This is a genomic window from Spirosoma arboris, from assembly GCF_009754945.1.
Taxonomy (GTDB): Bacteria; Bacteroidota; Bacteroidia; order Cytophagales; family Spirosomataceae; genus Spirosoma; species Spirosoma arboris.
This window is the reverse complement of sequence record NZ_WPIN01000007.1, coordinates 225,951-248,033: the sequence shown is the minus strand read 5'-3', so window position 1 is coordinate 248,033 and position 22,083 is coordinate 225,951. Positions and strand designations below refer to the sequence as shown.

General features: G+C 47.7%; 15 protein-coding genes. 8 read left to right on the top strand and 7 right to left on the bottom strand.

From position 1 onward, the window contains the following. Nucleotide 1: 1 nt before the first annotated feature. The 5 genes from GO755_RS20000 to GO755_RS19980 all read right to left on the bottom strand — a co-directional run bounded on the left by GO755_RS20000 (nucleotide 2) and on the right by GO755_RS19980 (nucleotide 8,717). Nucleotides 2-1,060 carry an FAD:protein FMN transferase gene (locus GO755_RS20000; RefSeq protein ID WP_157587065.1) on the bottom strand — a complete coding sequence of 353 codons (1,059 nt, stop codon included), beginning with the start codon at nucleotides 1,058-1,060 and terminating at the stop codon, nucleotides 2-4. Beyond that, complete coding sequence (locus GO755_RS19995) at nucleotides 1,029-2,837, bottom strand: FAD-dependent oxidoreductase (protein WP_157587064.1); 1,809 nt, start codon at nucleotides 2,835-2,837, stop codon at nucleotides 1,029-1,031. The genes GO755_RS20000 and GO755_RS19995 overlap by 32 nt, the downstream gene beginning before the upstream one ends. Before the next feature lies 1 nt (nucleotide 2,838). Continuing rightward, entirely contained in the window at nucleotides 2,839-3,963 is a 1,125-nt protein-coding gene (locus GO755_RS19990; RefSeq protein ID WP_198174873.1) for a hypothetical protein, read from the bottom strand. A 140-nt stretch (nucleotides 3,964-4,103) separates the two neighbouring features. Continuing rightward, a complete protein-coding gene (locus GO755_RS19985; RefSeq protein WP_157587063.1) occupies nucleotides 4,104-5,579 on the bottom strand; it encodes a RagB/SusD family nutrient uptake outer membrane protein in 1,476 nt (491 codons plus the stop codon). Between the two features lie 99 nt (nucleotides 5,580-5,678). Beyond that, entirely contained in the window at nucleotides 5,679-8,717 is a 3,039-nt protein-coding gene (locus GO755_RS19980; RefSeq protein ID WP_157587062.1) for a SusC/RagA family TonB-linked outer membrane protein, read from the bottom strand. A gap of 338 nt (nucleotides 8,718-9,055) precedes the next feature. On the opposite strand from GO755_RS19980, the gene GO755_RS19975 reads away from it, so the two are divergent. The 3 genes from GO755_RS19975 to GO755_RS19965 all read left to right on the top strand — a co-directional run bounded on the left by GO755_RS19975 (nucleotide 9,056) and on the right by GO755_RS19965 (nucleotide 12,765). After that, the gene (locus tag GO755_RS19975; protein WP_157587061.1) at nucleotides 9,056-10,075 is read left to right on the top strand and encodes a LacI family DNA-binding transcriptional regulator; all 1,020 of its coding nucleotides are present in this window, start codon (nucleotides 9,056-9,058) and stop codon (nucleotides 10,073-10,075) included. 100 nt (nucleotides 10,076-10,175) lie between these two features. Continuing rightward, nucleotides 10,176-11,345 (top strand): alpha/beta hydrolase family protein, encoded by a 1,170-nt coding sequence (locus GO755_RS19970; protein ID WP_157587060.1) that lies wholly within the window; start codon nucleotides 10,176-10,178, stop codon nucleotides 11,343-11,345. Nucleotides 11,346-11,388: 43 nt separating this feature from the next. Beyond that, the gene (locus GO755_RS19965) at nucleotides 11,389-12,765 is read left to right on the top strand and encodes a Gfo/Idh/MocA family protein (protein WP_157587059.1); all 1,377 of its coding nucleotides are present in this window, start codon (nucleotides 11,389-11,391) and stop codon (nucleotides 12,763-12,765) included. An 89-nt stretch (nucleotides 12,766-12,854) separates the two neighbouring features. On the opposite strand, the gene GO755_RS19960 is transcribed toward GO755_RS19965, so the two are convergent. Further along, nucleotides 12,855-16,403: a DEAD/DEAH box helicase gene (locus tag GO755_RS19960; RefSeq protein ID WP_157587058.1), complete on the bottom strand. Its 3,549-nt coding sequence runs from the start codon at nucleotides 16,401-16,403 to the stop codon at nucleotides 12,855-12,857. Nucleotides 16,404-16,550: 147 nt separating this feature from the next. Here GO755_RS19960 and GO755_RS19955 point away from each other — a divergent pair, with 147 nt between their 5' ends. Then, complete coding sequence (locus GO755_RS19955) at nucleotides 16,551-17,297, top strand: tetratricopeptide repeat protein (protein WP_157587057.1); 747 nt, start codon at nucleotides 16,551-16,553, stop codon at nucleotides 17,295-17,297. A 42-nt stretch (nucleotides 17,298-17,339) separates the two neighbouring features. On the opposite strand, the gene GO755_RS19950 is transcribed toward GO755_RS19955, so the two are convergent. Further along, nucleotides 17,340-17,657: a hypothetical protein gene (locus GO755_RS19950; RefSeq protein WP_157587056.1), complete on the bottom strand. Its 318-nt coding sequence runs from the start codon at nucleotides 17,655-17,657 to the stop codon at nucleotides 17,340-17,342. A 363-nt stretch (nucleotides 17,658-18,020) separates the two neighbouring features. On the opposite strand from GO755_RS19950, the gene GO755_RS19945 reads away from it, so the two are divergent. From GO755_RS19945 to GO755_RS19930, 4 genes are all read left to right on the top strand, one after another. After that, nucleotides 18,021-19,280, top strand: coding sequence for an anthranilate phosphoribosyltransferase (locus tag GO755_RS19945; protein WP_157587055.1), 1,260 nt, complete (start codon nucleotides 18,021-18,023; stop codon nucleotides 19,278-19,280). A 164-nt stretch (nucleotides 19,281-19,444) separates the two neighbouring features. Further along, entirely contained in the window at nucleotides 19,445-20,641 is a 1,197-nt protein-coding gene (gene lhgO / locus GO755_RS19940; protein WP_157587054.1) for an L-2-hydroxyglutarate oxidase, read from the top strand. Then, complete coding sequence (locus tag GO755_RS19935; protein ID WP_157587053.1) at nucleotides 20,642-21,232, top strand: Crp/Fnr family transcriptional regulator; 591 nt, start codon at nucleotides 20,642-20,644, stop codon at nucleotides 21,230-21,232. An 83-nt stretch (nucleotides 21,233-21,315) separates the two neighbouring features. Beyond that, the gene (locus tag GO755_RS19930) at nucleotides 21,316-22,068 is read left to right on the top strand and encodes an SDR family oxidoreductase (RefSeq protein ID WP_157587052.1); all 753 of its coding nucleotides are present in this window, start codon (nucleotides 21,316-21,318) and stop codon (nucleotides 22,066-22,068) included. Nucleotides 22,069-22,083 lie beyond the last annotated feature (15 nt).

Here is a 22,083-nt window from a genome sequence, read left to right as displayed (position 1 = left end):
ATCAATTTTTCAATCCCTCTGTAATAAATGTCTTTGGCTGACCGTCCTCTCCAGTATAAACAATGTATACGTCCAGGTCTTTTCTTTTGGCCAGAAACCGCTTTGTGGCATCTAGGCCCATCACGAAAAACGCCGTATCATAACCATCAGCCGTAATAGCATCCGGTGCAAAAACCGTTACGCTCAACACCGAACTCTGTTCCATCGAACCCGTTTTGGGGTTGATGATATGGCTAAATGTCTGGCCGTTCGACTCGTAATGGTTTCGGTAGTTTCCGGCAGTTGTCATTGCCCGATTTACCAGTTTCATTGTCGTCAGCATTTTTCCGGGCTGGAGTGGATTCTCGATGCCAATTGTCCAGACTTGACCTTCACCTTTCTGCCCTTTGGTACGAACCTCTCCGCCGATTTCCACCATGTACCGATCAATTCCTTTGCTTTCCAGAAACTCCGCTACGACATCGACCGAGTAACCCTGGGCAATCCCATTGAAATCCAGACGTATGTTTTTCTTTAGCTTCCGAATAGACAAAGAGTCAAACGAAATTTTCTGGAAACCAACCAGTTGTATTAATGAGTCGATATTTATCGGCTCTGTCAATCGTATTTTTTTAGGGCCAAATCCGTAAGCTTCTACCAGCGGCATCACGGTTGGATCGAAGGCCCCATTCGTTTCTCGGAATACCACTTCCGATTTTTTCAAAACCGGATAAAAATAAGGCCATTCAAACTTGTGCATCTCCGACCGATTGAACCGCGAAATTTCGGAATCTGCCTGATAGGTCGACAGGCATTTGTCGATCGTTATCAGAACTGAGTCAATTTCTTTTTTGAAATTTCGCTGCCGCTCATCCCGGTACTTGATGTGATACGTTGTACCCTGCGCTTCTCCTTCCAGATTGATCATTGGCAGTTCGGTGGCCTTTGAAAAAGAGGGTATTAGGAGAAATAGGGTCAACCAGTAATATAGCCCCTCTCCCGCGACGGCGGACCGCCCAAAACGGGAGAGGGGAGGAACGTGGGAAATCTTACGGTTTGCTATTCGCAGTTGTCGGTTCATCTTTGATGATTGCCATAAATTCCGGCAAGTGTTCCTGATAAACACCTCGTGGGGTCGTGTTGTATTTTTTAGCCACATAGGATGCAAAGCCAACAACCTCGCCCATCATACCGCAGGTACGCATGACGCGCGTACTGCCAAACGCTACGTGCGTGGTGCTGATGTTACGACCAGCCATAAACAGGTTGGAAATATTCTTCGAATACAGACAGCGATAAGGAATGGTGTACGGAGCCACTTTGATGTGTTTCGTTCCAGCAAAAAACTCCTGACCCTCAAAGTACTTACTGTTTTTGGGATCTGGAAAATGGAGGTCAATTGTCCAGGTTGCTGTTACGGTTCCATCGGGGTACTGTTTCCCCTCCTGAATATCCATCTGATTCAGAATATGATCGCCAAGTAATCGGCGGGATTCGCGCTTGCCGCCGATGTAGGCAACCCAGGCGAGTTCACGTTTTGCGTATTTTTCTTTTTTGTTGGTCTTCAGATACGACCAGTTGCCGTAGATGGCGCGTAGGTTATGATCGCGGATCTTCTCGGCGTCGGTGATAGTGTTATAATTCCCAAAACCGGTTTCCCACTGCCAGTCAGAGCGAGCTTCGTCGATGTGATATTCATCCGAAAAAGGTAGCGCCCAAGGCACTTCGGGGAACGACGAAACGGTGTCGCGATCAAGTGATGCCCATAGATTGGATGTTCCCAGCGTAAAGTCATCCGATTTTTCAGCGGCCAGCGATTCACCCGTTTCGGCCTTACTCTCGCGGCCAAACCGGTAATCAGCACCAATTAGATAGCCTAGCGTTCCATCGCCGGTACAGTCGGCAAAGTAGGTTCCTTCAAAGCGAGTTTCCTTGTTGGTGGCAATATCTCGACCCACAACAGCGGTCACTTTATCCTTCTCTTTTTCGGCTTTATACACGTGGGTGTTCAGAAACAGCTTAATGTTCCGTTCGGCTTTCACGATGGCAATTTTACGAGCGTCGCCATACTCATTGCCGTTCGGATTTCCATTGCCCGGATCGCCATTGTCCATTTCCCGAACGATACGTCCAAGTTTAGGGTAATGATTCTGATCGGTTTCTCCCCGAAGGTGTACCCGAACCTCCGAGCTATTATTCCCACCTAACAGGGGGCGATCCTGAATCAGGGCCACTTTTAAGCCCATACGAGCGGCAGAAAGTGCGGCACAGGTTCCCGCAATGCCTCCTCCTACAACGACCAGATCGAACTGACCCGCATTGGCCGTTGTGCCGGTCAGATTGAGTAGTTTATTCCGAAAAGTAGTCAGCGCTTCCAGCTTATCGGGTGGTGTGAATTTGGGGGCGTTGGTGAATAGAATCGCGTCGCAGCGTCCGTTGAAACCGGTTAAATCGTGCAGAGTCAGACTGGTCTGATCATTTTTAATGTCAACTTCTCCGCCGTTGTACCATTTCCATTCGTCCGAACCACTTTCGCCGAAGACCATCTTTACGGGCTGGTTGTCAACCACAACCTGAAATTTTCCGGGCCCTTTCGGGAAAGGTGCCCAGTCTTTGGTGCGTACCCAGAGTTGGTATTTCCCTTTTTTGGGGAAGCTAACGGTTGTGGTCGCGTCCTTTACCGGGCGTCCCATACCGTGGGCCATCATGTAGGAGGAACCGATAACCACAAAGGATTGCTGATCGATTACCCAGCCGCCTTTATTCTGAAACGACTCCGTCTCGACGAAAACCTGATCCTGAGCCGCCAAAGGCAGAGAAAGCAACAGGAAGAACAGAAGTTGATAAATTGATTTCATCTCATTTTTCGGTTTGAGTAGCTTTATTTTTAAAGGCGTTCATCTTCGCCACAATGGTGGGGTTCTTTGGGTGGAAAGACGTTAAGACTCGGTTGATCTCAGTTGCATATTCCTGATTGGGCGTATCCAATTGATTTGCCATCGTTAGCAGGACTTTTTCGGGTAGTTTGGGTTGGGCTGCCAGCAACTTGAGCATCAACGTAAACTGCTCCCGGTTGGCGTTAATCATTGATTTCGCGGTTGATTCGGCCAGCGAATTTTGAAACGGGATTTTGGCCAGTTTCTTCAAAATCACGATTTGTAATGGATAACCCGCCGATTGGTATGTCTCCCAAAGCCATACTTGACGAGCATTGCCAGCAAAAAATAAATTGTCGAGTTTTTGTAAAGCTGAACGGGCCGTAAAAATGTTTTTCCCTCGGATGATTTGCAGAATATCAGGCGTGAACGACGCTGTTACATTTCCGGTTTTATCAAAAACTTTCTCCATTGCCCAGTATTGGTAATGGTAATTGCTGCTGGTCAGGAACCGGTGTAACAAGTCGTCTGTCCGGTACGATTCAGTTATCTTTTGCATTTCATCGGCCACCTTTCCATGAGCGATGTGCCAAAGTGTATAACAGGTATACACCGCGCCATCAATCACCTCATTTTTGACGGTTTTCAAGGTAGCACCAGCCTTCGCATCTACAGAGTCAGCTAGATTTTCGGTGCCTTTTCCGACCAAATCCTCCATCGCTACGTCTTTGAGCAATGAGTTTGTATTGTCCAGAATATCCCGCAGCTTATCGTAGTCTTCCTGCCTGAATTCCCGGTGATCCATTTTGGTCAGCACTTCGCCCGGCGGCAAATCGTAGCGCGTGTAATTGCCCAGCAAGTCCCAGTAGAAATTAATATACACCGGTTTACACTCACCTGTCAGGCATACAGGTGTAAATACATTTCGGAAGAAATAAGCTGGCCGATCCTGGTCATCAAAAGCCAGCTTGAGCGTATAAGACGTCGTGTCGTTTTCGACGATGGTAAACTCCCGTATTTTCTCCGACTTTCTGACAAGCCTATCTGGTCGTTCCGAAAAGCCGGAAAGAGTAAAGAAGATTAGTAGAAAAATCGTTGAGCGGGTCATTTTTGAATGAGGTCTTCCTCTGCTTTTAATTTAGCATCACGGAGGCTCATTTTTGTCATCCCGACGCAGGAGGGATCTCGGATCTCAAGTTGCCTGATGCCTGAGATCCCTCCTGATGTCGGGATGACAAAAATGGCCTCTTACTTCCAATCCGGGTTTTGCTCCAGCTTTGGATTCGCGTTGATTTCGTCCTGCGGAATTGGGAAATATTTGTTCTTTGCTGCTACTGTTCGGACTGGATAAACCGAGTTGACAGCTTTGGGAATAACTGTCAGAAATTTGCCCGTACGAGTGAGGTCGTACCAGCGGTCGCCTTCGGCAAAAAACTCCCAGGCCCGTTCCTGAAGAACAGCATCCACGAAAGCATCTTTGCTCAGGCCTGTTTGTAGATCTGGTAAGCCAGCCCGTTTACGAATAGTGTTGATATAGCCATAAGCTAAGGGAGTCGCGCCGTTTAGTCGAGCTTCAGCCTCGGCGGCAATCAGGTACATATCAGCCAGTCGGAAGATTGGGATATTATTAATTTCATTCAACGTCGAAACCGGGTCCTGGTATTTTTTGATCAACACACCGTCGGTCGTGATGGGCGTAATGCTCTTTTGTGGAACGGTTTTGCCATTTTTATCCACGTAGGTCGTGTCGAGTAAAAGACGGCGCTTGTCCACAGGATTGAATGAATTGTAGAAAGACTGATACGCGAACATCGAACCGAACGTCGTTTTGCCGTATTCAGGTCCGGCGCTGGCAGGTGGCCCGCACAAACCCGTCAACTGGTGGCCCCGGCCCGGCGAAATTGGATCAACTTCGTAGGCCCACATATTCTCGACGCGAGCCGCATCTTCCTGGTCGTATTTATACACGTTGCGAACATCCGGCATCAGCGAGTATTTCCCCGATGTGATCACCGCCTGTGCTTTGTCGAGCGCTTTTTGCCATTCTTCGTTATACAATGCCGCTTTCGCATAAAGTGCATTGATTACTTCTTTAGCCGGACGACCTTTATCAACTGCCGGATACGATGGCAAACCGGCCGCGAATGCCAGGTCTAAATCCGCATAAATCTGTTTGTAAACATCAGCTTTGGGGCTTTTTCCAATAATAGCATCGGTTTGCGAATAGCTGGGAGTGGTTTTGATCACGACATCGCCGAAGTTTTTAGTGAGCATCCAGAGGTAGAATGCCCGTAGATAATAGGCTTCTCCGATAATTTGCTTTTTACGGGTTTCGTCCATCACCGCTGCCGGAACTTTGGCAATGATCCAGTTGGCTTTTTCAATGCCGTCGTAGCCTGATGTCCAGATTTGCTGGGGTGCTTCGTTGACCCGTGAATTACTCTTCTGAGTTGTATAGTTGACGTCGTACGTAAAAAGCGTCAATGTATTCCGGCCCACCACACCACGTGGATAAGTCTGGTCGTCGCTGAAATCAGCGATCAGCGTTCCAGCCGGGCCACTGTACATATCTGCGAACGGATCGTAAGCGGCAATAAGCCCTTTCTCCGCATCGGCAGCTGTTTTGTAAAAAGCTTCGGTGTAAATGGACGAATAAATGGTCTCGTCTAACTGGCAGGAAGCCAGACCGAAGGCAACTAGTATAGGAATAAGTATCTTTTTCATGTGCTTAAAGAGCGAAAGAGTGAATGGCGAAAGAGTGAAGGGATTGTTCATGAAGGCGGTTTGGTCGCTCTTTCACTCATTCACTCTTTCGCTCATTGTTTAAAAAGTTACCTGAAGACCGCCCAGGAATGATTTAGCTTGTGGATACACCAGATTGTCGATACCGATGGCGGTATTTGAACCGGCATAGGTATTCACTTCTGGATCGAAACCGCTGTATTTCGTGATTGTGAACAGGTTATTGGTGCTCACATACACTCGAATTTGCTGAACTCCTTTGATACGTGGCAATGTATAGCCCAGCGTCAGGTTCTTACAGCGTAGGTACGAACCATCTTCAACTACCTGACTCGTCACAGGCAGACGACCGGCCTGAAAACCACTCACGTACTGGTTACTTGGATTGGTAGGCGACCAACGATCGGCAAGACCTGCCAATTGATTCCGTTGTCCCAGCGGCATCTCGAACGAAAGGCGGGCTGCGTTGTAAATGTCATTGCCTTGCGAACCCGATAGGAACATGCTCAGATCAAATCCTTTGAAAGACAGATTGGTAGAAAAACCATAAATAAACTTTGGGTTTGGATTGCCGGTAATCACCTGATCGGCAGCCGAAATGGTACCGTCACCGTTAATATCCTTCACTTTCAGGCCGCCCAAACGACCGTCATAACCAGGCAGAATTGACTCGCCGGTTTGGTTGATACCGTCGTAAACGTAAGTTTTGAAAACACCCAACGGCTGGCCTACTTTCAACACCGAATAAGCGGTAATGAACCGTTCCTGCGTAGTGCCACCGTCCAGATCCAGTACCTTATTTCTATTTATGGTCATGTTACCGGCAACATTCCATTTCAGTGGACCATCTAAAATCCGGGCGTTTACAGCAAACTCCAGCCCCTTGTTTTCCAGTGAGGCAAAGTTGCCGGTGATCGTGCCATAGCCAGAACTCAATGGCAGTCCTTTCACGTACAGTAAGTCTTTTGTGGTTTTCTGATACGCATCGACAATGATACTGATGCGATTGTTGAGGAGGCTAATATCAAGACCGATATCCGCCTGGGCCGATTTTTCCCAACGCAAATCGGGGTTGGCAATGCCCGATGGGTTAATGCCCGTTACATACGTGTGATTGATGTTATAATCACTTCCTGAAGCTGAAACGGTTGCCAGTGACTGATACGGGTTAAGACCGCCAGCATTTCCGGTAATACCGTAGCTACCACGTAGTTTTAAATCGGAAAGCCAGGAAATATTTTTGGCAAACGGCTCCTCAATAATACGCCAACCTGCAGAAACGGCCGGGAATAAACCATACTTGTGGTTTGCCCCGAATTTACTCGACCCATCGACCCGAGCGGTCAAATCCAGAAAATACTTGTCTTTATAGCCATAATTGATGCGGGCCAGGTACGAATCCAGGCGAGTACGATTCCGGCTGCTGGTAACCGTACGGGTTAGTGCCAGTTGCAGAGCTTCGTTTTGGGTAGCATCGTTCGGAAAGCCAGTGGCGTTGATCTGATTTGAATTATTGTCCTCTGATTGGGATGCCACTACCGCCGTTGCTTTAAAGGAGTGATGCTGGGAGAATATCGTACTATACGTCAGGATACTTTCGTGTAGCAAAGCCAGCCCGTTCGTATTTACTTTAAAGCCTGAGCCTGAATTGTCATTCAAATCCGCTTTGTTTACAATCGAACGGGGCGAATACCCATCACGTAAGCTACTTTGCAAATCCGCATTGAACGATGCCCGGTACGTTAAGCCTTTCAAAATGGTGAAATCAGCATAGAAATTGACAAGAGTTCGTTTGATGGCGTTCCGGTTCAGGATACTGGCGAAGGTGAGCGGATTGGTAACTTCCCGATATTGGCCGCCGGCTTGCTCGCCAAATGGGAAAAGTGTACCGTCAGCACGGTAAGGGACCAGTGTTGGCGGTGCACCAATGGCTGCGCCGAGAATGGAGTTTGTTACAACGCCCGCATCTCCGATCGTTTCTGAACCCGTTGTAACCCCCGAATTGATCGCATAACTACCTAAGAGACTGGTGCCTACTTTCAGTAATTTGCTTACCCGATGGTCAACGTTCAGTCGATATGAATACCGTTTGAAAGCAGAATTGATAATAATACCATCCTGATTGAAATAGTTAGCCGAAAGGGCTACCTGCGTTTTTTCGTTCCCGCCGTTAATCGACAACTGGTGGTTTTGGATAGCTGCCTGACGGAAAATGAGATTTTGCCAGTTCGTGCCTTCGCCCAGCGATGCAGGATCGGGGTAGAAATTGTTTTTGAAAACCTCATTTTCTAACTGTCCAAATTGAGCCGCGTTCAAAACCGGTAAGGTTTTATTGACATTTTGTACACCATAGTAACTGTCAATTGTGACGCGTGTGGCACCGGTTTTACCTCGTTTGGTCGTAATCAGCACAACGCCGTTAGCCGCCCGTGATCCGTAAATGGCTGATGCCGAGGCATCTTTCAGGATTTCTACTGACTCAATATCGTTCGGGTTGATGGTCGAAAGTGGACTGACATCGGTAATGCCACCACTGTTCGAAATCTGAATGCCATCCACAACATACAGTGGTTCAGAACTTCCGTTGATCGAGTTTGTTCCCCGAATCCGCACGCTGATGTTCCCACCGGGCGCCCCCGTATTCTGATTTACCTGAACCCCGGCAACCCGCGATTGCAAACCTTGCGCAACGTTAGCCACCGGCGTTTGTACCAGATCCGCGGCTTTTACCGAAGCAATTGAGCCTGTCGTTTCAATCTTGCGTTGGGTTCCGTAACCAACCACAACCACTTCGTTTAGCGAACGATCATCGGCCTTTAAGCTAACGTCGATAGTGCTCCGATTGGCAATGTCTACATCTTGCGATACATAGCCAATAAAGGAGAAGGTTAATGTAGTAGCACCAGCCGATACGTTTAGTGTATACTGGCCGTCTGCATTGGTGGTTGTCCCTTGCTGGGTTCCTTTAACCAGGACGTTAACGCCTGGCAGCGCTCCATTGGTAGTGGCATCAGTGATACGTCCCGTCAGGGTGCGTGCCGACTGTGCCTGACTCACTAACGTGACCAGCAGTAGACAAACCAGCCCGATCATGCTTCGTAGTAGTAGAATAGATTTCATAAGTAAAGCAGCTAAACTGCCCGTTCGATTTAGGAATTGTTAAAATTAAAAAAGTACAAAAATATTTCAGGTGGTAAGTGATAAGCTTTATTTGTATCAAAAAAGAGATTCTAGGATCACATCCTCTGGTAATAGCATGAATAGATGACTTTTTTGAATACTTATTCGATGTTAACCCTGTATAGTGATTCTGCAAAGAATTTATTGACTTTTTTTATTGGGAACATTCCCAAAATCCTGGGAATGTTCCCAATAAAATTGCTAAAATTGCACTGGAAGCTATCAGTAAGTCAGGTGAAGTAGAGTCTGAAAATTAGAAAAATTATATTTTATTGTTTATGGCAACCCATCAAACCACAATCATTGACATTGCACGGGCCTTAGGGATTTCTAAATCGACGGTGTCTCGGGCGTTAACGGGACATCCAAATGTGAACGGGAAGACCCGACAGCGCATACTCGATATGGCAGCTCAGGTGGATTATCAACGAAACCAGCTGGCTATCTCATTGCTGACCAATCGGACGGGTACGGTGGGGATTATTGTGCCAGAGTTTATCAGTTATTTCTTCCCAAAAGTGATCATTGGCGCCCAGGAAGAACTAGCTAGGTCGGGCTACAATGTGGTTATCTGTCACTCGAATGAATCGTACGAAACGGAAGTGTCGAACGCGAAAGCCTTATTAGCCAGCCGTGTGGATGGACTGATCGTGTCGCATACGAAGGAAACCCGCAACTTCGATCACTTCAAGATTTTTCAGCGCAAAGGAATCCCCGTCGTGTTTTTCAACCGGGTTTGCGAAGACATGAATGTATCCAATGTAACAGTGGACGATTACAATGGCGCTTTCTTGGCGGTTGAGCACCTGATTCAAACTGGTCGACGGCGCATTGCGCATCTGGCTGGCCCCGACACGCTCACGAATAGCCGCAATCGGCTCAATGGCTACCGCGACGCTTTAACCAGGTACGGAATCCCTGTTGATCCCGAGCTGATCATTTCCTATGACTTGAATCTGGATAAGGCAAACATCTACGTAAATCATCTGTTAAATCTGCCCAATCCACCCGATGCGTTGTTTGCCATAAATGACCCCACCGCGCTCGAAGCCCTGAGTGTTGCCAAACGCCGGGGCATTCGTGTTCCTGATGATCTGGCGCTCATTGGGTTTAGCGACGACCCAATTTCGGCGGTTATTGAACCCGGCCTGACCACAATTTCCCAACCCGTTACCGAACTTGGCCAGCAAGCCGCTCAGGTTTTAGTTCGGCAGTTGCTGACTAAAGAAGACGAGTTTCAGCCCGAACGGGTTGTGTTACCGACCAACCTTATTATCCGTGGATCAACGGTGAAGTAGTTTATACGTGATTTCATTGAAATATGACAGACACACAGGGAGTAAGAGTTTACGGAAGGGCGCTTTTAGTTTTCGTGTTTAGTGAAACGAACTAAAACCTATGACAACCCGGATTTCTTTCCTTTTGTGTTACGTCATTAGCTTAACAGGAGTTATCGCCCAGCCAAACCCCGCCCGACCTGATTTATGTCAGGGCGCCTATTTCACTGAATCGGAGGGGGCAGAAGCATTAAAGAAGTTCGCCAGTACGTATCATGACAAAGCCAGTTGGGAAACACGTGCAGCATTGATTCGGAAGGGCATTCGTGAGGGAATGAAGCTTCCCGAAAAGCCGAAGTTTGTCCCGCTTCAACCCATTCGCCATAGTCTGAAAAAGATGAATGGTTATACGGTTGAGAACGTCGCTTTTGAGAGTTTACCGGGCATTTTCGTAACAGGAAATCTGTATAGGCCTCTGAATGCAACCGGAAAAGTACCGGGAATTCTTTGTTCGCACGGACATGGGGCTAATCAGGACAATCGCCTGATGGAATATACCCAACAGCGGTGTGCTACGTTAGCGCGCATGGGCGCTGTCGTATTTACGTATGATATGCTCGGCTACGGCGACTCGAAACAATCGGATCATAAAATCGCTGAGGCTCTGAAACTGCAAACCTTAAATGGTATGCGATCACTTGATTTCCTGACGAGTTTACCCGAAGTCGATAAAGACCAAATTGCCATGTCGGGCGAATCGGGCGGGGGAACGCAGACGTTTCTGCTCACCGCTCTTGATTCTCGTATAAAAGTCTCAGTGCCCGTTGTTATGGTGTCGGCTCACTTTTTCGGAGGTTGCGTTTGTGAAAGCGGAATGCCCATTCATAAGCGTCCAACGCACCAGACCAGTAACGTTGAAATTGCGGCTTTGGCTGCTCCTCGACCAATGTTGATGGTATCGGATGGGAAAGACTGGACCAAGAACACGCCTAATGTGGAGTTTCCATATATCCAGAATATCTATGGCTATTACGGGGCCAAAGAAAAGGTCGAGAATGTGCATTTGCCAACCGAAGGCCATGATTACGGACCTAATAAGCGGGCAGCTGCTTATCGCTTCCTGGCGAAATACCTGAAACTGGATTTGAACCGCGTATTGAAAGACGGTCAAATCGACGAAACACCCAATACGGTACTTCCTGCAACTGACCTACAAGTTTTTACCGCTGAACACCCGCGTCCGGCTCGCGCCGTTGTGGGCGACGATGCGGTAATGGCACTCTTAAAATAATAATTCACTTAAACCCTGGCAACTGCCTGAACTGTTAATTCGCATGGAAATTTTCAATATTAATCGTCGCCGTTTTATACAAGGTACCACGGCTTCACTCGCTCTGACGGCCTTTGGAGCCAGAGGTTTGGATCTGATGCACCCACCTAAAGCGTATCGTGTCGCCCTGATTGGTACGGGCTGGTATGGTAAAAGCGATTTGTTCCGCCTGATTCAGGTAGCTCCCGTAGAGGTTGTCGCTCTGTGCGACGTTGATAAGAATATGCTGGCGGGTGCGGCTAAACTGGTAAGTCAGCGGCAAAAATCGGGTCAGACGCCCAAGCTCTACGGAGACTACAAGAAAATGCTGGCTGAAAATCAGCTGGACATCGTCCTCATTGGAACCCCCGACCACTGGCACGCGCTGCAAATGATTGATTGCGTAAAAGCAGGTGCTCACGTGTATGTGCAAAAGCCAATCAGCGTAGACGTCATGGAAGGCGAAGCGATGGTAGCCGCTGCCCGGAAGTATAACAAGGTTGTACAGGTGGGCACACAACGGAAAAGCACTCCTCACCTGATCAGAGCGAAGAAAGAGATCGTTGATGCGGGTCTGCTTGGTAAGATTTCGCACGTAGAGATGGCCTGCGATCTGCACATGCGTGCCAACGGCAATCCTCCTGTGCAGGCTGTCCCCGATTTTCTGGATTACAACATGTGGACTGGCCCTGCTCCGCTCCGCCCTTACGATGGTTTACCACACGTACGTTGGTGGCGGACATTTAAGGAGTACGGAAATGGCATTACGGGCGATATGTGCGTTCACATGTTCGATACAGTTCGCTGGATGTTGAATCTCGGCTGGCCAAAGCGTATTAGCTCACATGGTGGCATTTACGTTCAGAAAGAAGGCAAGTCGAATATTTCCGATACGCAATCGGCTCTGTTTGAGTATGATGAGCTGAACTGTGTATGGCACCATAAAACCTGGGGAACCGCTAACAATCCCGATTATCCGTGGTCGTTTACGCTCTACGGCGAAAAAGGAACCTTATGGGGCAGTACCATGCAGTGCGACTTCATTCCAGATGGAAAAGGCGATAAAATTCATATGGATGTTGTCTATGAAAAAGAGAAATATCCGGAAGACGTTACGGAAGATACCAATCCAAAAATTGAGCTGAATGCGGCTCCGGCTACCCGCCTGCACATGCTTAATTTCCTGGATGCTATCGAAAAAAGCAGCCGCCCTATTGCTGATATTGAGCAAGGACATATTTCAACTGCCAGCTGCATTCTGGCTAATATGTCGATGGAGACAGGCCGCCCAATGGTCTATGATCCTGTGAAGCGGGAAGTTGTTGGCGATAAGGAAGCGACCAAAATGCTCGCCAGGGAGTATCGTAGTGGCTACGTACACCCAGATCCGAAGAAGGTGTAGGAATTAAGCACTACTGACTTCATTAATTGGATGAGTTTGTTCAGTGAATTCACTGAACAAACTCATCCAATTTTTATTTTCTGGGTAGGTTACCCCAAACTCACCAACTCCTTCAACTCGTTATCGCTCAAATCACCTAACCAGGTTTCGCCGGTTTTGACGCTGAGGTCGGCGAGTTCACGTTTGGAACGGATCATGGCGTCGATTTTCTCTTCGAGGGTTCCCTGATTCATAAGCCGATAAACCAATACGTTCTTCGTTTGGCCAATTCGGAAGGCCCGGTCGGTGGCTTGCGCTTCTACGGCCGGATTCCACCACAAATCGTAGTGAATGACATGGTTGGCTTGCGTTAAATTTAGGCCAGTACCGCCCGCTTTCAGCGACAGAATAAAGGTGTGATCGCTACGATTCTTCTGAAATTGCTCCACCATTTGATCGCGGTCGGACCGGGACGTGCCGCCGTGTAGAAATAGGGGTTGCTGACCAAATGCCTGCTGGATAAATTGAGATAGTAATTCACCCATTTCCTTGTACTGTGTGAAAATCAATACTTTCTCGTGGTTGGCATAAATCGTTTCGAGCAAGCTGAGTAACAGTGTGGCTTTGCCAGAAAGAGCAGGCGACGGGCCACCATCTTTGCTGTTGCTCTTCTTCAAATATTGCTGCGGGTGATTACCGATTTGTTTGAGCGCTGTCATGAGTTTGAGCACCAAACCTCGTCGGGCAATTCCGTCTTTTTCTTCAATAGCCCGTAAACTCTCCTGAACAACGCTTTGATACAGAGCTGCCTGTTCGGTAGTGAGGGCGCAGAATTGGTTGTTTTCGATTTTATCGGGCAGATCGCTAATAATGCTACGGTCTGTCTTAACGCGCCGAAGTAGGAAGGGGCTGGTGATACGTCGGAATTGGTCGAGTTTCTGGTGGTCGCGCTCTTGCTGAATGGGCTTGCCAAATTCCTCGTTAAACTTACTCAAACCACCCAGATAGCCCTTGTTCACAAAGTCCATTATACTCCAGAACTCCGACAGTCGGTTCTCAACGGGTGTACCACTGAGCGCAATTCGAATGGGAGATTTTAGCGCTTTAACAGCTTTTGTCTGCTCGGTATCAGCATTTTTAATGTTTTGCGCTTCGTCAATAACCACTACTGCCCAGGTCATTTTTTTGATCTTATCCAGATCGCTACGTATTACGCCATAGGTCGTCAAAAGCAAGTCGTATTTATCGTCTGTGGCCGGGAGTTTACGGCTCGATCCATGATAAACCTGAGCCTGAAGGTCTGGAGCGAAGCGGATAATTTCTTTCTGCCAGTTGGTCAGCAAGGTAGTTGGTAAAACAACCAGTCCTTTTTGCTTCTTAAATCGACCCTCCTGTTTAAATTTAAGGAGTAGGGCAATGATTTGGAGCGTTTTACCCAGGCCCATATCGTCGGCTAGTAAACTTCCCATGCCGAGTGCCGTATTCTTGACGAGCCAATCATACCCACGATGTTGATAAGGGCGGAGCGTTGCGTTCAGCGCATCGGGTAGGGGCTGAGCAGCACTTTCGGTGAACTGCTTAACCAATTTCCGAACCTCAGGTGTGATACCCAGCCGTCCTCCTCGATACTCCTCCGACAGAGCCGCTTTGAGTAAATCAGAGCCTGTTAGTTCGGGCGGATTTTCGAGTTGTTTATAGAGTTTGGTAAGTTCATTCGGGTCAATCAGGACGTACTGATCTTTGATTTTGACCAACCCCGTTGTGCGTCCCACCAGCTTCTGGAATTCATTGACACTCACCATCTCGTCGCCAAGGGCAACCTGCCAATCGAATGTTAGCATGTCGTCCAGACGCATAAAGGCGTCATCGGCTGTGACTTTCGCTTTCAATCGGGCGCCTACTTGCGGACGAACCCAATGCTGGAGTGACTTCGGTAGCCAGAGTGCAATACCAAGCAACTTCATACGTGGCAACGTATCGAGCAAAACTTGCACGAACTCCGAAGGCGAATAGGCGAGGTAAGCACCACCACCCAATCTAGTCAGTCTGGCTAAATCAGGGAAATGTCGGGAAAGCACCAACAGATCCTGCAAAACAGCCATTCGGATGGGGGCGTGTTTCTTTTTGGATAACAGGTCGGGTAATGGTATTGGCGCAGATGGCGTGCCTCCAGTGTCGATAGCTTCGCGGTCTCGAACGAGCAGACTCATCCGAAATTCATCACCCCATTCATTTTCCTCCACGGCTAGAATAGGTACGAAACGCTTGTGCGTCAGGAAGAAATCGTTCAACCATAGTTGCATGGCCAGCGGCATTTCTTTCCGGCCAAATCCTTCGAACCGTAAGGTCTCGATGCCAAAAAATAACCGGTCTGCATCTTCGAGAGGCCAACGTTCCCAGAGTTCAATGGTGGTTGGTTTGATGACTTTGCGCAGAAACATGGAGCAAAGCGTTAACACCAGTTGCTCATCGGCCAGGGCTAGCCATTCTTTCTGCCAGCGAACGGTTAAGAGCGTTGGCGGAATTTGTGTGGCCAGCCGGTCAGTTACCTGTTTGATGGCTTCGTTCAGAGTCGCCGGAATCCAGCGTACCCGGTAGTGTTCTTCGGCTGGCCCTACACGTAGTAATTCAGGCACAACAGCTCCCCGACGAAGCAAAGCCGCCGAGAATTGGTGAGTCAGATACAGCGCCCGAACGGAATCACTCATTTCGGGCCAGTCGGCCTCCGTAAGCGTATCGAGCCAGCTAATCAGGTCACTAAAGGTGAAGCCACTGATCGAGCGAGGATCGCCGTGCTCACTGAACATGCTGATTTTCTTCACCGACATCACTTCATCGAGTTGTAGCTCGATGCTATCGCTGAAGCTGGGATGCTCCTCCTGATCGAATGGCTTTATATCGGAAATTGGCTTGCTGAACAGTTTATACGCTTTGGTCAGCGATTTATGGAAATCACCTTTGGCAAACGTAACATCAGTAGACAGTAAGCCTAATAGCTGTTCTGATAGGGCTGGGATGGCGGCAAAATCCAGGCTGGCTCGAGCTTTTTCGTCGGGGTGCCAATCTTCGTCGTCGGGAAATTCATCGGTACAGATTTCTTTAAACGAATAAACGGCACCCATACTCCCGCCAAGTGTGGTGGACTGATCTTTCTGAAGCTCTTCCAGAATATCCAGCCCTTTTAGCTGGAAAACCAGAAAAGGATTGCGATCGATTTCGTTGGCGATGACATAAATAACAGCCGCTAAGTGCTTACAGGGGACAACGGCATCGGGGCATGAACAGCCCATTGTCAAATCATGGAAGGAGTTCGGAAATAGCTTGATACCTCGCTTATTGGCAAATTCGGTCAATTCCTGAGGGAGCTGGCGATTCAGAAGCTGCGCCAGTATCGCCGGGTTCTCGCGAATTTCGGTGAGTAACCATTCTTTTTCCTCTTCCGTAAAGAGCGGTACCGATAATTTGGTTTTATATGGTCGGGGGGCGGTTCCTTTAATCGAGGCACTAATCTGGTTATTGGAAATCAGCAGCCCCATTACTGCACCCTGATTGGCATAGGTTTTTCCGCGTGGAATGCGGTTCGCCATGTCGATGTTTGTCAGGGCGTTTAGCCACTGCTGGCCCCACCATGTTTTGCCGTAGGTGATGCGTTCTGCCATATATCAAAAACTCTTAATCCGAATACAATCATATGGGATTAACAATTCCATAACGGGTTTGCTAGTAGCACAAGTATTAGTTGAGAATGACTATTTCCGCGTGTTTGGTGTCGTTACCTTCGTACTTATAAATCCTTTTGATAACCTATGAGACAATTTCTCCTTCTACTGGTTTTGTCACTATCTTTTTGTTCCGCTCAGAAACGGAAGGCGAGCGACACCTTCCAGCAAGGAATCGAACTGACCCAACAAGCCGATTCCTTAATAACGCTTGGTAAATACAAAGAAGCGATAATGGTCTTAAATAATGCGATTATTAAAACCCCCGATAATTATACTGCCTATCTCTTACGAGCCCAGTCTAAATATATTTTAAAAGATTATACTGGAGCGTTTCAAGACTATAAATCGGTTTTAATGATGAACTTAGGTAAAGAAGATAATCAGGCTCTAGCTTATGCTAATCTAGGAATCGGTACTTGCTATAATAGGGCTAAAAACTATTTAGAAGCTATTCGCTACCTTAAGGCAGCCAAAGCGATCGACTCTACTGACACCAGAACTTATGATGGTCTAGCGTACAGTTATTTTTCGCTTACTCAATTTGATGATGCTTTAGTGGAGCTAAATGCGCTATTAAAAATAAACCCTCAACACAAAGAAGCGTACCTGTCGAGAGGAATCGCGTTTTTATTTAAAAAACAATACCAATCAGCCATTGCTGATTTCGACCGAGCGCTTGCCTTAGATGCTGGCTATATTGTCGCTTATCATAATCGTGGCAAAGCCAAAAAAGCATTGGGTGATAAAGCTGGCTGTTGCCAGGATTGGCATAAGTGCTATGCTCTTGGCATGGAATCCATCGAACCTGATTTAAAAACGGTTTGTGATTAACTCATTGTGAATGATATTAGGTCTTGCCGATTGCAACAACGTCTAAATTTCCTGTTGGGAATTGTAGTTCTCAGGCGTATGACTGTGAAAATGACTATCAGTAAGGTAGGAAGGGCGTTTAACTGTCGCTATTACATTTGCAGTAAAAAAGAGCATCTCATCGCTACTCAAGACTATTATCCAGAACGCAACCATTGGACTCCAGCGACCTACTAGCAAGTGAACTGCCACACCTTCAACCACACCAACCAATAGTATGCCTACGAGCGCTATCTGTCCTGATTGCCGATGAGTTGTCAGCGTTTTAGCACCATCTGGGACATCGGGTTTAAGTTGCCAGCCGGATAATATATAACTCAATGGCCGTGCTATGGAATATTTATTAAAGCCGGCCTTATGCGTAATGACTGCTTCCACCCAAATCAGTAGGGATGTTAATAGTACAAAGGTCGAGGGGTGATAAGACTGCGAAGAGAAATCATTTCACGCGTAAAAACTAAACGTTAGTGACCTTATTAAGGTTATTTTAACAGCAATTTATCAAAATTAGTCATGTCTAATTACTGCGTAATTGGACAACGACTTTAGTCGAAAGGATTTAAGTTATAAAGGGCTTAAATAATTACGTAAAACGGTCATTTTCTCCAAGTTATCGATTAAAAAGTCGCTATTTTTTACTTACATTTACTTACTCCCTATTTCTCAGATAAACCAGTTATTTATATGGTTCTGGATGTACCTGCTACTAGTACCCCGCTTGGCCGTGGTATCAAACACATTGGTATAGGTAAGTATGGCAGTAAGCCACTCACCCCCGAACTACTCGCCGAATGTCGTGCTGCGCTGACCAATCCAGCTTCTCATCCGCTCCAACGGGGAGCCTTTCTGGGAGCGTTATTAGCGAAAGGAATGACGCCGGAAGAACGGACACTGGAAGACGTAATAGGCAAGGGCGCCTTCTCACATCCAACATTTTTTATCAATAAACTCTGCCCCGATTTGCCGGAGGGTTTGCTACCTATTGCTACGAAACTGGTTCGGGGGGCTAATCTTCAGGTAACGGAAGCAGAGCAATTAGGCGATTACCTATTTAGCGATGGCCACTGCGAAACGTTCCGGGGGCTTGCTGCCAGCATTATGCGGGTTCGTCACGAAACCAACGAGGAATACCAGGGCTTGATGCGGGCTGCTGAACGGACATTCACACCCGGATTCGGCTCAATGAGTTGTGCTGATCGACCGCTTGTTCAACTGGCTGAGCCGTTCGATGGCGTTGAAAATAGTTATCTGATTACACCCTTACTGGCGCAGTTGTTTCAGAAAAGGGGTTATGGCGCAATCTCATTGGTTGGCCGATCTGGTGGACCTAAGTTTACGCTCAATGCCCTTGATTTGTACATGAATCTGGGCTGTCAGTTTCTGCAAAGCAATCACGAACTCGACACGCCCCTGGAATCGTATGGTTGGGTGCTCGATCAAAAAGCACTTTCGCCCGCGCTTAATCGCTGGGTAGACCGCCGTCACGTTATTCTTAAACGACCTTTTCTGGCGACACTCGAAAAAGTATTGAATCCCTGCCACGCCCAAATCCTGGTTACGTCGGTCTTTCATATTACCTACCAGATGAAAATGGCAGAACTGGCAATGCTGGCCGGTTTTGATGGGGTTATTGTGCTGAAACGCGGTCTGGAAGGAAGTTTAGCCCCATCAACCAGTCGGTCAAGCGGGGTATTATGCGCCGTTCGAACCCCACGTGGCCATTTGTTTTTCCAGCATTTCGAAGGTGATTCCGGGGCTTTCGCTACGTTCCGCACCGAGAGCGAAACGGAATACGATCAACCCCAGGCGCTCGATAACGCCCGACTCATTCGGCAGTTTATGATTGAGGGACGAACGACTAATGCCGACTTCGACAACCGGGTCCGATTTGCCAATGCACTCTATAGTCGAGGACTTGACTGGATTGAAGGGCAGTTACGATAAGCTAACGAAACTGGCCAGGAGAGCGGGTGCAGTCAGGTTTTGCTGTACCCGCTTTTTTTGACTGTTGCACCGTACCTTTGTTCTTGAGGGATTTGATAGATACGCCATACCTCCAAGATATAGCGTATCTATCAAATCCCTCAAGAACTGCTTATTAACCAGAGATGACAGACGTAATCATTATTGGCGGTGGTATTGTAGGATTGGCCACCGCTTTGCAGCTAAAACAACAACGGCCCGCTCTCAAGGTCGTTTTGATCGAGAAAGAATCATCCGTAGCCCGCCATCAAACGGGCCATAATAGTGGCGTAATTCACTCGGGTTTATACTACAAGCCGGGAAGTCTGAAAGCCACCAACTGCATCCAGGGCTATAAGATGCTAATTGATTTCTGCGATGCAGAAAACATTCCCTATGACTTGTGCGGCAAGATTGTCGTGGCAACCAGGCAGGAAGAACTCCCTCAACTCGAAACGCTTTACCAACGTGGCCAGCAAAACGGACTTGGAGGCCTGAAAAAGCTGACCGTAGCCGAAATGCGAGAAATTGAGCCACACGTAACGGGTGTTGCTGGCATGTTCGTTCCGCAAACGGGCATTATTGACTATAAGCAAGTCTCCGAGAAGTACGCCGAGAAATTTCAGGCATTGGGTGGAGAAATTCACCTTAATGAACGGGTCGAGCAGATTACACCCGGCACAAGTCTGAGCATTGTTGTGACCAGCCAAGGCCGCTACGAAACCAAATTAGTGGTTAACTGCGCAGGTTTATATTCTGATAAAATGGCCCAGCTAACTCAACCTGGAGGAGTTGACGTACGTATCGTACCGTTTCGGGGTGAATATTTCAAGCTTAAGCCGCAAAAGGAATATTTGGTCAAGAATCTGATTTACCCTGTTCCCGATCCAAACTTTCCGTTCCTGGGCGTTCACTTCACGCGCATGGTACACGGGGGCGTAGAAGCTGGCCCGAATGCGGTGCTGGCGTTCCAACGCGAAGGGTACAAGAAGTCAGACATAAATCTGAAAGAGCTATTTGAAACACTCGCATGGCCGGGGTTCCAGAAAGTAGCCGCTAAATACTGGGAAACGGGTTTGGGCGAGATGTACCGATCGTTCTCAAAAGCGGCCTTTACAAAAGCCTTACAGGCATTGATTCCCGAAATTCAGGAGGCCGATTTAGAACCTGGAGGAGCGGGTGTTCGTGCGCAAGCCTGTGATCGTACTGGTGGTTTGCTGGATGACTTCGCTATTCTGGAAACCGATAAAGCGATCAATGTAGTCAATGCACCTTCGCCAGCTGCTACGTCGTCGTTGTCGATTGGGAAAACGGTCTCAGAGAAAGTGATGGCCCGTTTTTAAATGGATACGCTTGATCCGTTTATTCGGCACATACAGGCCAGAGTTGCCCTGACTGACGAAGAATTGCAGGAAATGCTGGCGGCTTTTAAACTGAAAAAGGTCAAGAAGAAGCAATTTATCATTCAGCCGGATTTTGTGGCTGCCCATAGAAACTACGTAGTACAAGGCGCTTTACGGTCGTATGTCGTTGATCAAAATGGTGTTGAGCACACGGTACAGTTTGCTTTGGAGGACTGGTGGATATCGGATTATAACAGCTATTTATACCAAAAACCGGCTACTCTATTTGTCGTGGCTATTGAGGATAGCACATTAGTGCAAATAGACTACGCCACTGAACAACGCCTTAAGGCTTCGAATCATAAATTCGAGACATTCTTCAGGATTGGTGCCGAACGGACGGCGGCTTACCATCAGCGCCGAATTGTGTCGGCACTAACCCGAACCGCAGAGGAACGGTACAACGAGTTTCTGGAGGCCTATCCCACAGCCGCACAGCGATTGCCTCAGTATGCCATTGCCTCCTATTTGGGCATGACTACTGAATTTCTCTCCAAAATCAGGCATGATAAGGTTAAGCGGAAAAGTTGAACCAGTTCAAGCGTTTTTCCTAAGCTAGTTCATTTTAAAGCCCTACCGCTGCTGGCAATTTTGTGGCGTTAAAACACACGAAAATGTCACAGAAATTAGCAGGTAAAGTAGCCGTAGTTACGGGAGGTAATAGCGGTATTGGGTTTGCAACCGCCAAACTATTCGCCAAAGAAGGCGCAAGCGTAACGATTACGGGTCGAAATGAAACCACCATTAAACGTGCAACGGCCGAAATAGGCGAAGGTGCCCTTGGCTTCGTCAGCGATGTTTCAGATATCAACAGCATTGAACCAGTCTATAAAGAAGTAGAAAGTACATTCGGTAAAATAGATGTGCTAGTTGTGAATGCAGGCATCGTTATGATATCGCCTTTGGAAAGCTTTACTGAGGAAATGTTTGATAAGGTGAGCGATATCAATTACAAAGGTGTCTTTTTTACGGTACAGAAGGCCCTTACTTACTTAAATGACGGTGCGTCAATCGTTGTTACGTCCTCTACCGTAGCGAATAAGGGCATAGCTGGTGGTGCCGCCTATCTGTCGTCCAAAGCGGCCGAAAGAGCTTTGGTAAGGGCTTTTGCCGCCGAATTAGTGAGTCGAAACATACGGGTAAATGCACTATCACCTGGTTCGATCGATACGCCGATCTTTGAGAAAGCAGGTTGGGCGACTGAACAGATTGATGAAATAAACAGCTTTTTTGCTACCGTAACGCCTATGAAACGGGCAGGTACAGTCGACGAAATGGCCAAGGGCTTTTTGTTTCTGGCTTCGGATGATTCGTCCTACATGACAGGTGGTGATTTACTGTTGGATGGTGGTTTCGGTAATCTGTAGTACAACCTCGGGCCG